Origin of the sequence: Bacillus sp. IBL03825 (genome assembly GCF_024712505.1) — a bacterium.
In the GTDB taxonomy this organism is placed as follows: Bacteria; Bacillota; Bacilli; order Bacillales; family Bacillaceae_G; genus Bacillus_A; species Bacillus_A wiedmannii.
Window position 1 is genome coordinate 132026 of record NZ_JAMXKE010000002.1, and the last position, 12788, is coordinate 144813.

At 33.1% G+C, this 12788-nt stretch carries 13 protein-coding genes and 1 pseudogene; 8 read left to right on the forward strand and 6 right to left on the reverse strand.

What is annotated here, in order from left to right:
* Positions 1-7: 7 nt before the first annotated feature.
* A complete protein-coding gene (locus NHG49_RS28280; RefSeq protein WP_098715503.1) occupies positions 8-634 on the reverse strand; it encodes an ATP F0F1 synthase subunit alpha in 627 nt (208 codons plus the stop codon).
* Between the two features lie 164 nt (positions 635-798).
* Between NHG49_RS28280 and NHG49_RS28285 the strand changes: the two are divergent.
* The 3 genes and pseudogenes from NHG49_RS28285 to NHG49_RS28295 form a co-directional block, all read left to right on the forward strand.
* Positions 799-1356: pseudogene (locus tag NHG49_RS28285) on the forward strand (S-layer protein); the annotation flags it as partial.
* A gap of 9 nt (positions 1357-1365) precedes the next feature.
* Positions 1366-1779 carry a CDI toxin immunity protein gene (locus NHG49_RS28290; RefSeq protein WP_258126952.1) on the forward strand — a complete coding sequence of 138 codons (414 nt, stop codon included), beginning with the start codon at positions 1366-1368 and terminating at the stop codon, positions 1777-1779.
* A gap of 258 nt (positions 1780-2037) precedes the next feature.
* Positions 2038-2427 (forward strand): hypothetical protein, encoded by a 390-nt coding sequence (locus tag NHG49_RS28295; protein ID WP_258126953.1) that lies wholly within the window; start codon positions 2038-2040, stop codon positions 2425-2427.
* Positions 2428-2644: 217 nt separating this feature from the next.
* Here the strand turns inward: NHG49_RS28295 and NHG49_RS28300 are convergent, their stop codons facing one another.
* Positions 2645-3319, reverse strand: a complete 675-nt coding sequence (locus NHG49_RS28300) for a hypothetical protein (RefSeq protein WP_242290328.1) — start codon at positions 3317-3319, stop codon at positions 2645-2647.
* Between the two features lie 471 nt (positions 3320-3790).
* Between NHG49_RS28300 and NHG49_RS28305 the strand changes: the two genes are divergently transcribed.
* The 3 genes from NHG49_RS28305 to NHG49_RS28315 all read left to right on the forward strand — a co-directional run bounded on the left by NHG49_RS28305 (position 3791) and on the right by NHG49_RS28315 (position 5603).
* Entirely contained in the window at positions 3791-3973 is a 183-nt protein-coding gene (locus tag NHG49_RS28305; RefSeq protein WP_242290327.1) for a hypothetical protein, read from the forward strand.
* Between the two features lie 143 nt (positions 3974-4116).
* Positions 4117-4518 carry an IS200/IS605 family transposase gene (tnpA, locus tag NHG49_RS28310; RefSeq protein WP_242290326.1) on the forward strand — a complete coding sequence of 134 codons (402 nt, stop codon included), beginning with the start codon at positions 4117-4119 and terminating at the stop codon, positions 4516-4518.
* Positions 4519-4523: 5 nt separating this feature from the next.
* Positions 4524-5603 carry an RNA-guided endonuclease InsQ/TnpB family protein gene (locus NHG49_RS28315; RefSeq protein WP_258126954.1) on the forward strand — a complete coding sequence of 360 codons (1080 nt, stop codon included), beginning with the start codon at positions 4524-4526 and terminating at the stop codon, positions 5601-5603.
* Positions 5604-6026: 423 nt separating this feature from the next.
* Here the strand turns inward: NHG49_RS28315 and NHG49_RS28320 are convergent, their stop codons facing one another.
* Entirely contained in the window at positions 6027-6323 is a 297-nt protein-coding gene (locus NHG49_RS28320; protein ID WP_000219732.1) for a hypothetical protein, read from the reverse strand.
* A gap of 547 nt (positions 6324-6870) precedes the next feature.
* On the opposite strand from NHG49_RS28320, the gene NHG49_RS28325 reads away from it, so the two are divergent.
* Positions 6871-7233 (forward strand): PH domain-containing protein, encoded by a 363-nt coding sequence (locus tag NHG49_RS28325; protein WP_242290130.1) that lies wholly within the window; start codon positions 6871-6873, stop codon positions 7231-7233.
* A gap of 468 nt (positions 7234-7701) precedes the next feature.
* On the opposite strand, the gene NHG49_RS28330 is transcribed toward NHG49_RS28325, so the two are convergent.
* Positions 7702-8421: an S-layer homology domain-containing protein gene (locus NHG49_RS28330; protein ID WP_242290129.1), complete on the reverse strand. Its 720-nt coding sequence runs from the start codon at positions 8419-8421 to the stop codon at positions 7702-7704.
* A gap of 563 nt (positions 8422-8984) precedes the next feature.
* Positions 8985-9974 (reverse strand): S-layer homology domain-containing protein, encoded by a 990-nt coding sequence (locus NHG49_RS28335; protein ID WP_258126955.1) that lies wholly within the window; start codon positions 9972-9974, stop codon positions 8985-8987.
* A gap of 294 nt (positions 9975-10268) precedes the next feature.
* On the opposite strand from NHG49_RS28335, the gene NHG49_RS28340 reads away from it, so the two are divergent.
* Complete coding sequence (locus NHG49_RS28340; protein ID WP_016136255.1) at positions 10269-11270, forward strand: LacI family DNA-binding transcriptional regulator; 1002 nt, start codon at positions 10269-10271, stop codon at positions 11268-11270.
* A gap of 86 nt (positions 11271-11356) precedes the next feature.
* Here the strand turns inward: NHG49_RS28340 and NHG49_RS28345 are convergent, their stop codons facing one another.
* Positions 11357-12637 (reverse strand): MFS transporter, encoded by a 1281-nt coding sequence (locus tag NHG49_RS28345; protein WP_048562795.1) that lies wholly within the window; start codon positions 12635-12637, stop codon positions 11357-11359.
* Between the last annotated feature and the right edge of the window lie 151 nt (positions 12638-12788).

Genomic DNA, 12788 nt, shown 5'->3' on the forward strand with positions numbered 1-12788 from the left:
TTTTATATTAAGACCAAATCCATCGATCATCAGTTAATGCTTGAGAATCATTAACTTTTTCAATCTCATCTGTTATCGACCACTCATTACTTCTTTCAGCGTTCGCCATATGAACTTTAACCTTTTCACCTACATTAAATTTCTGCCCGTGTGTCAAATAAACTGTAACATTACGTTTACTGCCGTCATTTCCAGTATATTGAACAATTACATAATTATATTCTTCTATTCCAGATTTAAACTTATCTACTTTTGTAACATGTCCTATTTCATATTCGTATGCAAAAACATGTTTTAAATAACTTCCCTGGTGTAATGTATCAGTACCTTGAACCTTTTCAATTGACTCTGCAACCATATAGTCCGTAAAATTACGCATCATTGCACCAGTAGCTTTTATTTGATCACCAACTTTTACATTTGGTGTAGAGTTTAAATAGATACTAATAGGCTCTGAATACTTTGTTGATTCAACAGAGATAACATTATCAGTAACCTCAATTACACGCCCTTCAATTGTTGATAAATTTGACTCGATAGAAGCTGCACTTGCTTTTGTTACTTCTAATCCTGGTAGATTTGTGCCTGCAAGAGCTGCAATTCCTAATGCACCAGCTAAAATGATTTTTTTCATACCTTATAACATCTCCATTCCGGTTGTAGTTAAATGCGCAGTTAGGTTTAATTCGTAAATAACTTTCGTATATCACCTAACATGTAATCATTATAGTTACAATAAGAATGATTATCAACTCCAATTGAAATGTAATTTTGCATAATAATAAATCTTGATTTAATAATTTATCATTCGTATTGGGTATTACATCAATAATTGGTACAGGAAAAGAAATTGGACAACTTATCAAAGGTGAAAACTTAGTAACAGGTCAAAAATACGGTCCAGACGATTATGTATGGGGCACATTGGCCGTCGTATCTGGTGGTACAACACGAGTTGTTGGTAAGGTTGCAGGGAAGATTGGCGATCTTGAAAAGAAAGGAAAGGCACTAGAAGCAGCCGCTAAAGGTGGTCGTTCAGGAGAGATTGTTCTTGATAAGGTTCAAACATATGAACAAGCAAGAAATAAAGCAATGAGCTTATTGGGGGATTTTGGGGCAGATTCACAACCATTTATAGGAACAATGGAAAAAAGCGCTGGTTATGGTAAAATTGTTGGCAGAGAGACAGCTAATCATAAAGCAAGATGGCGATTAGATTATGACCCTAGTAAAGGGATGCATATAAATGTAGAAGATTTTAGAAATGGAAAAAAAGATAAAGCAATTAAATATGCAATTCCTTTTGAAGGAGACGAAGAAACCTTTAAATCATTATTAAAATATCTAAATAAATAAGGTAATAAAATGGCAACATTGTTGGAAGAGTGTATTGAAGCATTAGGTGAAGACATTGAAATTTTAGACAATACTCAAGGGAAAATGGTAGTAAAAAGTTTTGAAAATACATTCCCTATTACACAATGGGGAAGAGTAGATTGGTCCAACATTGAAAACTATGGTGATTTATATAATGAGGATGAAATAAAATTTTATCTACAGAACTCTTTTGGAACATATTCTCAGACAGTATATATTATTTGGGATAATGCTAGAGTACCAGTAATTAAAACAAATTTACATCAAGTTTTAAATGTAATATATGATGTTACAGCTGTTAGTTTTGATACCTGGATATATTCACCAGATATGGGGTTTATTATTGAGTATCATCATGATGGGGATATACGTATTGGAGACGTAAAAAATATTATTAAATAAATAGATTTTTATAAACAAACGTAGAATGATTGATTCCTACGTTTGTTTAGTGTTAAGTAAAAATTTAATCACCAGAGAGTATTAGAAAATAAGGGTAACTGTAACTATGAACGATTCTAGATAGCCTAATGAAGATGGATAGGTCAAAATGGCCCATAGTGTAAATGGTGTGGAAATACATTATGTTAAAAAATACAAAAACTGGTGAATTTGATGATTTTAAATTTAAAGATAAAAAATGAATAAGGGGCGTTTATTATGAAAGTAGCTTGTTTGTACAACACTGGAGATTATCTAACAAAGGCAACCGAGGAAATATTTAACTTAGTTATTAAGAAGGAGTATATTGTTTATGGCATATGTAAGTTACAAAGTGGTGAGTTGACATATTTAATTTTAGGAGAACGTGAAAATATGCCATCTTGGTATCCAGCAGAATTATTTGAAATATCCGATGCGCTACAACCTATAGAATGGTATTGTGCAGAACACAGACATGTCAAAGATAAAACTATAGATTATATATGGGGATATAAAGAGTTAGCCTTGGATGATACACATGCTCTTGGTTTAATAGAAAGAGAGAGTAAAGATATGGAACTATTTTTAAAGCGTAAAGCTGAAATTGATGAATTTGAGACATTGTAATAGTAAGTGAATGAATTGATTAGCCTATAAAAAGCGTAGAAATTAAATATTTCTACGCTTTCTTATACATAATATTTAAATAAACAGCTTATTTTTGAAAAAGTTTAAAGATGTCATTTATATTGGCGCAGATATCTATTACAATGTACTCTATAGAAAAAAGTAGCTGCAAGTGCAACTACTTTTTCACAAAAACATTATGATTCAAATAACACCTTTAGCGTAAACTTGCGCTTAATGGTACTTGAGAATAAACTGTGAAATTGTTACCATAAGTACCGTGTCTTGAAAATGAGGAAGAAATTGAACTGTTCCAACTTTTGTAGGTAGCCCCAGATGTATCTGCTCTTAGAAGTACATTTGAAAAGCTAGCTTGGCTAAAGGAGTTACGTCCAGTATCTTCAACCCCCTGAACCATTTTTACTGGTTCATATTGAGAAAATGAGCCATATACAGGCTGATTTGCATATCTAGGGTTTCCATTTACATACATAGTAACCGTACCATTTCCGTTATTAACGAGTTTAAGGTTTACTCGGTCACCATCTTTAATTGATTCATCATACTGTGTGTTCCAATACTTACTGTTTTGACCTGATTCATTATACCCTGAATTTAGAAATACTTTATATCCACTTGGTGTTTTGGAAATACCACCCTCAACTTTAGATGCTCCAATACCTAAATACCAATTCACATATCCATCTTTAACAACAACTGATTTTGGTAGATTTATATCAGCTGCAATCCCAGTATAGGTACTATTTGTAACACTTTTTACAGCACCTTCTGTAGCTGCAAAACTAGTAGTTGAAAACATTGATAGAGAAATTAGAAGTGAACCAACTAGATACATCATTTTTTTCTTACTTTTCCTTAATACTTGATTCATGTTAGATCCCCCATATTTTAAATTATTAAATTGTATGGAAAGTTGGCCAACTAACTACAACTTACAATTTAAAGATATATCAGGTTTTATTTAATGTATATATTTTCCTGTCAGAAGTCATCGAAATGTCAAATAAATTTGTTTTTTCGTATTTATCAATATAGGTGAAGTTGACAGATTAAAGTGGTATGTCTATTTAAATATAAGAAGATTTTGTAAAAATACTATTAAAACCTATAAATATGTTGTAGATAATATGTACTACGGTTCATTTAGGAGAGAAAAATATGGAATGAATATAGTGGGATTTATCAAAGAGTATATCTGAAATGTTTATAAATAGATTACATTCAAAGGAAATAAATAAATCGTTTTTCTTAAGGAATTCATTGAAATAGTCCGTAGATTAAGGGGAATATATGATTTATAAGATATGGATTTCCTATATAAAAGAAGAAAGGGGATCCAGGTATGGGAATTACAAATACAAGATCGAAGTTAGATAATGCAGCTATTGAAGAGGCTATAGAGGCATTAAAAGAGGAAAATGAATGTTTACGTATGGAAATCGATTACTTAAAAAAGTTAAAGGCCTTCGTTCAAAAAGAGATGGAATTACAGCCCTTCCCGAACGAGAAAGCCCCTCGTCTTTAGGCATGGGATGAAAGTGAGGTTGGATAAGGAGTGCTACTAAAAACCGCAAGGTTTGTGGCACTCTAAGTATCCAAAATGTTTGTATCTTTTATTTTTTTATCTTTCGTGTTGCAGTTTTATAATCTAACTGATACAACGCACACATGATGAATGATTATAGAAGAACCAAAACAACCGTGTCATTAATTAACTATCATTTTGTGTTTTGCCCAAGATACAGAAGAAAGATTTTTCTTAATACAAAAGTAGAAGAACGTTTCAAAGAGTTGGTTCAAGAAATATGCGGAGAATTGGATATTTCTATTGTTGCAATGGAATGCGACAAAGACCACGTTCACTTGTTCTTAAATACACCACCAACACTTAGTCCTGCTGATACAATGGCAAAAATTAAAGGAGTGACATCAAAACGTTTGAGAGAAGAGTTTCCTCATCTTCAACACTTGCCGAGCCTATGGACGCGTTCTTATTTTGTTTCTACTGCTGAAAATGTATCAAGTGAGACAATAAAACATTATGTTGAAAATCAAAAAACGAGGGGGTGAAACTTGTGCCACAAATCATCACAGTTAAAGTTAAATTGCTTCCAACAAAACAACAAATCATGCTATTGGAACAAAGTAGCCACGAGTATATAAAAGTCATTAATGCCCTTGTATCTGAAATGGTTGAAGCAAAGAAAAGCACGAAGAAAAGTACAAAGGATATTGAGGCTAATATCCCAAGTGCGGTGAAAAATCAAGCAATTAAAGATGCGAAAAGTGTGTTTTCTACAAAGGTGAAAAAGAGTAAATACAAAATCGTTCCGATTCTAAAAAGACCTGTCTGTGTATGGAATAACCAAAACTATTCATTTGACTTCACGCACATTTCAATTCCGTTTATGGTAAACGGAAAGTCAACTCGTTTAAAGGTTCGCGCTTTATTAATCGACAAATATAATCGCAATTTCGAATTGTTGAAGCACAAGTTAGGTACACTTCGTATCACGAAGAAATCTGCTAAATGGATCGCTCAAATATCTGTCACGATACCTACAAACGAAAAAACAGGAACAAAGATTTTAGGAGTAGACCTAGGTCTTAAAGTTCCTGCGGTAGCCATCACAGATGATAATAAAGTTCGTTTCTTCGGGAACGGTAGGCAAAACAAATTTATGAAACGTAAGTTTCGCAGTGTTCGCAAGAAGTTAGGAGAAGCTAAGAAACTGAATGCCCTTCGTCAACTTGATGATAAAGAACAAAGATGGATGCAAGACCAAGACCACAAAGTAAGTCGTGTAATCGTTGATTTTGCAACGGATAATAATATTTCTGTCATTCGATTAGAGCAACTAACGAACATTAGACAGACGGCACGAACAAGCCGTAAAAACGAAAAAAATCTACACACTTGGTCATTCCATCGTTTAGCACAATTCATCGAGTACAAAGCGACATTAGTTGGCATAAAGGTCGAATATGTGAACCCTTCTTATACAAGTCAAACATGTCCGAAATGTTCTAAAAAGAACAAGGCGCAAGACAGAAAATACAAGTGCCAATGTGGATTTGAGAAACATCGTGATATCGTTGGGGCGATGAATACTCGCTACGCAACTGTGGTTGGCGGTAATAGTCAATCAGCCTAAGAACCTATATGGTCTGTCTTAGGAGGGGTGATGGCACACCCTCATCTTGAAGGCTATTCAAAACAGAAATGGACTGCGAATGCTTAGTCATTCAAGAATCTCATCCGTTACACCGTAAGGTGTAGGACTTGCGGCTTTAGCCGTGGGAGTGTCAAAGAACAAGACAAAGCAAGAGTAATTTATCTTACAAAATTTGAAAGTATATAACATATTAAGATAGTACTAGATAATTATAGAGGTCATTACAATCGCAAAAAAAATCAAAGTACACTAAAAAGGAATGAGTCCAGTAAAATACCGGACTCACATTCAAACAGCCGCTTAATTTTTTGTTTAATTCTTCAGGCCCAATTCATCATAGGCGATCGATTGTTGGCTTGCTACGCTCAGTGAGTGTTATTCTTTAACTCATCTCATATTACGTTAGTTTAAGTATTGAGAGTAAAAGAATAGGAATAGAAAAATTAATGTCTTACTAAATAATCTATTAAAGAAACTTAAAGGAATAACAAGTTCTCCTATTGTAAGGATTTTAAGTTTATCCTTATTTAGTCCTATTATTAATTCTTTTAATGTTTGGAAGTTTATTTTATTAACGAACGACCAACTTGGCACAGCTTTTGTATCTGAACCTATTTTGAAAATAATATGAATACTATGTGCATGAAAACCGCTAATTATTAAAATAAGCATAAATCCTAAAATAATGAACCAAGTCATTTTTCAACACCTCCTTTCAGTATCTAATATTAAGATATTAAAACTGCTGAGAAAGTGTGCTGTTGTCCATGAAAAATATTGAGAAATTGTTGAGGAAACATTGAGGATGTTGCATTGCTATTGATTGTAGCTGAGTTAATAATGCTTGTCATATTATATGTGTGAAAAAAGGAAATAGGAAAGAGAACAGTTGCGTAGACTGTTCTCTTAAGGAGCGGAAGTGCTGAACATTTTCCAATGACAATGATTCAAGCATTCCGCTAATAGTATGTGTAAATATTTATAATCCATACAAGAAAGGCTGCTATAAAAAATAGCGGCCTTGCCTCAGGGAGAATTCAAGAAAATTAGAGATTCATTATGGAAATAATTCCATAAATTATTCATAAATTAAAATCTCAATTCATCGTAGGATTGTTCACAGTTAATAAAGTTGTTCGAAAAAAGTGGTATTAATTGGAATTTGGAGTCTTTATCCTGTATGATGAAAATAAGGATATCTTAATATTTTTATAGTTAATAAAGAGAGAATGCAGGAGGAGTCGTCATGAAAAATATAAAAACGGCTATGACATTGGTACAATCACATCTTAATGAAAATGAGATTATTGAAAATAGCCTATATGGAATGTTTCAATATCAAGTATTTGGTATGGGTAGTCAAAGAAAAGGGATATTGGTCGCTACAAATGAACGTATGTGTTTTTATACAAAATATTTAGGGAGTGAAACGTTTAAAGTATTTAATTATGCCAAAATTAATTCAATAGATGTAGAAAAAGGATTATTAACAGGAAAGAAAATCATCTTTTTTCATGATGGCGAACGTGAAGTGATGAATTTAATTGAGGAAGGTGACCTGGAGAGGTTTGTGGTACTTGTAAAAGAAAAAATTATGATCTTGAAATAAAGAAGTTTGTTTTTAAAATTTGCTTCTCAAATTAAACAATAGTATGATTTGCTAAAATCGAAAACATTAAAACAAAAAACAAATTTTAAATGACTATAATAACCTTCTATCATCCTGCTTGATGGGAGCTTATTGCCTTTCTAAAGATAAAATTAAAGAGTTTTATTATCCTTATACATGGATGGATGACATGCAAAGTAAAAAGAGCACTTTTTAAAAGTGCTCTTTTAAGGTGTGTATTAGGACTTGAAAGAGGCATCAATGAAAATTTAGAAGGAGATATCTCTATACAACATATGGAGGTACTATGGAAGAGTGACGATAAAAATAAAAAGAGCAGTTAGAATGAACTAACTGCTCAGCTCCAGGGGAATTGGAGACTTGGTATTTTATATTATTAGCAAACTTTTGGTGTATTATTCGAAAGTAGATATAGATGGTTAATTATAAATATTGTATTAGTGCATCTTATCCTTTAAATAGTGTTTCTCCATTAGTAATATGAGACTCTCCAATTTCTCCAACTTCCTCAACAGGTATGAGTGGAAAATTATTATTATCTGGTTCATTATTCCTGTTCATAGCATTAAAGATAAATTGTGCGTACTGTTCTCTAGATACATTCATATAAGGACTATAGTTATTGCTACCTGTGCCTTCCGCGATATGGTTGGAATGAATAGCATGAATTGCATCTTTTGCCCAATATCCATTCGGTATATCTTTAAAAGTAAATGCTCCTGTTGCTTTTAAGTGGAATGCCTTCGTTAATACAGAAGCCATTTCAGCACGTGTTAAAGTATCCTTAGGGCGGAAGTTACCATGTTCATCTCCAGTGAAGATTCCTAAGTTTGTGAGAGATAAAATCTCCTTTGAGTAATGGGTTGTGAGAGAATTGATATCTGAATAAGGATTAGTATATGTTTCTTTATTATCTGGTTTGAGGTAATTGTACATAAGAATGGCAACTTGTTCTCGTGTTACATCATCTCCAAAGCCAAATATCCCATTTCCGTATCCAGATAGGATCTGTTTTTCTTTTAAGTCATATATGGCTTTAAATGACCAGTGGTTTTGTGGTACATCAGTAAAGATTTCTTCAGCATGGGCAGTATAATGTCCAACTCCAAGTATTGTTAAGGTACTAATAGATAGTGCAGAACATAATATAACTAATTTTCTTTTCATAAAATTTCCTCCGTAAAAGCGATATAGTATTTTAATAAGTATACCGAAACCTATTATAATTATATATAAATATAATAGGTTTGATAGATGTATTTATGTAGATGTAATAAATAATGGTGCCGTATTAAAAAAATTGTAAGATGGACCAGTAACTAGATTTGGTTATAAAATTCTTGATTTTATAAAGGGGAAAGGGATATTTTCAATTATCGTATAACTACGTCCTATATAGCTAGGGAAAATGAATGGATAAATTGGAAAGAAGTCTTTGTATATCCTATAGGCTTAATTCTATGTATGATACTTGGATATTTAGGGTTACTAGAGTTATTAATTTTAGTAGGGTTAGTATCCTTATGGCAATAGGAATTAGTGTAATATAGAAAAAGGAACCCAGGAGGGTTCCTTTTCTTATTCCGATCTATCTTAAGCGCATATAAGATAATGTTATTTTACATCTTAATATTAGGAATTACAATGAATAAAATGAAGGAATTGAATAAATAAAAAGATTTCAATATATTATAAAAAGAGCCACATTTGAATGACTTTTTTCTTGTAAATTATTTTTTTACCTTCCCAAAAGAAACACTTAGTTTATATGTATTATCTACTTGAACTTCTCTACCATCTAATTCAAAAGTTTGTCTTGTTTTCGGTAGGCTTGGATTATTAACTATAGAATATAAATAATCTCCTTTTGTTGGCAACAATTGATTGAATAATGCTTTGATAGGCTCATTAATTGCAGAATCTCTACTCTCGATAAAAATTATAGAGTCCCAATAACCACCACCGTTACCATATGGGAATATAGTTATAATGTCAGACATAGGGTCAGCTTTTTTTCCATGGAGATTATATCCAAGTGTTCCATATTCCTCATCCCTATCAACAAAACCTAAAGATTTTGCAAGGTTAATTAATTCTGAGGATCTATCTTCTTTACCATGAATGAAGATTGAATTGTACATGAACTTAGCAAACTGTTCCCTTGTTACGCTATATTGCCCACCGTACTGATCTTGTCCGACACCACTTGTTATCCCATTGCTATACAAGGCACGTACGTAGTCTGTTGCCCAATGCCCCCTTGGTATATCATTGAATGGCATATTCCCTTTAACTTCTAAACGAAAAGCTTTTTGAAGAATAACGGCCATTTCATAACGAGTTAACGTATCATCAGGTCGGAATTTATCTGTATTATCTCCACTCATAAAACCTGCATGTACAACAGCTTTGATATTACTTTCAAACATATGTCCTTTGATATCTGAAAAGTTTTTACCGTAATAATTATCATCCCGTAAACCGTAATATTTAGAAATAATAGCAGAAACTTGCCCACGTGTTACTTTGTCTCCAAATCCAAAATTCCCATTACCATACCCACTTATTACATCCTTATCAGCTAAATAATAAATCGACTCTTCAGACCAGTGTCCTTGTGGTACATCGTTGAAATGTTTAGTCTGTGCATGAGTTGGATTTGTTGCACCAAATAAAGTAGCAGCAATTAAACCAGTTGCGATTACGTTTTTGAATTTCATAGTTAATTTCTCCTAAAATAAATTTTTTTATTTTTAATACAATATATACCTATAATACATATTAATATTTATATAGACATTAGTATAGATGTAAATTGTGCTTTTGTAAAAAGTTGGTATGTGATATTTATTAGTTGAAGTATTCACTTTGAGCTAGTTGTTATGTTAATGAGAGGAACTACGCCTAAAGGTAGAGGTATTTACAAATTTTAAAAGAATTCCTTTTGTCTAACAAGAAGCAAAATATTTTTATGATAAAATATAGAAAAAGATGATTAAGAAGGGATAATTAAAGTGAAACCAACAATTTATGATGTTGCGGAAAAAGCAGGTGTATCAATAGCGACTGTATCCAAGGTAATTAATCAAACTGGGCGTATTAGTGAAAAAACAATAAACAAAGTAAATCAGGTAATGGATGAATTAGATTACCAGCCAAGTAGTGTAGCAGCAGCGTTAACAGGTAAAAAAACATATACGATTGGGGTACTTGTCCCAGATATCTCAAATCCTTTTTTTGCAGAAGTAGCAAGAGCTTTTGAAAATAGTGCACGAGAATCAGGGTATACACTCATTTTATGTAGTACAGATCATCAAACAAAACGTGAGCACGAATACATTGATTTACTATTTAAAAAGCAAGTAGACGGCATTATTATTGCGACGGAGCTAAACGATTATAAACTTGTAAAAAAAATCGTGAATCGAGATTTACCACTTGTACTATTCACTGTAGATCATCCTTCCATCACGACTCATGTTGTGACAACTGATGATATGAGGGGAGGCTATCTAGCTGGAAGTTATCTAACGCAGAAAGGCCATACATCTTTAACGATTATGTTGGAGAAGGATAGAAAAAGTAGCGTAGGGAGATTGAATGGTTTCAAACAAGCTCTAACGGATTCGGAGATTTCGTTAGATGATGAGGCTATCATTAGCTGCTATTCGACAGTGGAAGATAGTAAACGTGCAAGTAAGGAATTACTTAATTTGCCTTACAGGCCTACAGCGGTTTTTGCTTGTACAGATTTAATTGCTATATGCCTTATGAATGAAGCAAGAAAACAAGGGCTTTCAATTCCAGAAGATTTATCAATTATCGGATTTGATAATACAATCTATGCTGAGATTGCAGATCCGGGGTTAACAACAATTGAACAGCCAATTAAACAAATGGCAGCCTGTACGTTTGAACAACTGCTAAAAACGATGGAAATGAAGGAGCATGCTAAGCAAAAAATTACAATTATTCCTCAGTTAGTAGAGCGATCCTCAGTAAAGGATATTACATGATAGATTTTTCATAAGCCTATTTGAATGTAACAAAAGAAGGTCATCGTAACTAAGTATAGTTAGGATGACCTTCTTTTATATAGGGTTTATACAGAGAACTGCTCACCGCTTTTCGTATTTAAATCCTGCTCCATCTCATTTTCTTTTGGAATAGTAAGGAAATGGGTTAAAAATGCACCAAAGAAATACAAACCAGCAAAGATCCACATTACGCCACCAACACCTAATGGCCCGATGAAGGCAGTTACTACTAATGGTCCAACAAATGCTGATAATCCTGAACCTAAATTTAAGACAGACATTGCAGCTCCTTTATTTTCAGGAGATAAAGATGGGACTAACGCGGTAAGAGGTACATAGCCGGCAAGTGTTGCTCCATAGCAACAGGCAACAAATAATATCGCCCAATAATTATGTCCTACCATTTGTGGCACATAATAGAGTGCAAGAGTTACAATTCCGCAACCGACTCCTCCGAACCATTTAATTGTATTTACCCAACCAAACTTGTCTCCAACAATACCAAAAATAATATTAAACACCATATTTACAAAGAATAGAGTACCCCAAATTTGAAGCCATTCAGTCATCGTAAAATTATATTTCATCATATAGGTAGGTAGGAAAACAACAAATCCAAACTGAGCGGCCGAGTTTATAATTTTTACAATACCGCCTATACCAACTTTAGGATTTTCAAATGCGATGGTAATGCCTTTTAGTAATTCACTTGATTTGTTAGCGCTTACGGTTTGTGCTTTAAATTTATCCTTATTTACAACAATTGAGAATAATCCACCGACGACAACAAAAATTAAAGCACTCCATAATGTAGCGATTTCTCCGATTTTAGGAACCATATAGCTAGAATAAAAGGCTCCTATAACACTAAGCCCCAGCTGGAATACGAACCAGAACCAGCCAACTGCTCTTGAAAGCATTTGTTGAGGAGTACTGTAAGATACCCAAACTAGAAAAGAATAAGCAAATAAAGGATAACCGAACCCTCGTAGGGCATAGCAAATTAATATTACGGGATAATTCATATGTTGAATTCCTATACCTATGAACCCGATTGAACCTAAAATGAATGATACTAAACCAAACGTCATGACTTTTCTTGGTCCCCACATTTGTACAAATACCCCCGAAAACCAAGAAGAAGCAGATACAGTAATTCCGTAAATAGTAAACAAGAAAGCAGCGTGTTCTAGCGTTAGTCCTTTTTCAACGAGATAAGGGGATAACCATCCCTGTTCTAACCCGTCCCCAATCATAAAAACAATAATCCCTATGTATCCCCAAGTTAAATTAGAAGGGATCCCAATCCTGTCCATAAATGTTTTGTTTGAACTAATAGCGTTCATTCTCCCACCACCGATAAGTTATTTTTGGTTAAGCGCTTAATTCTTTTTGATAAAAAAAGTATACGCTTACATTATGAGGTCGTCAATTAAATTTTTTGACAATTTACAACTTTCTTTTATAGAGGCATTCTATTTACTTATTGGACAATAA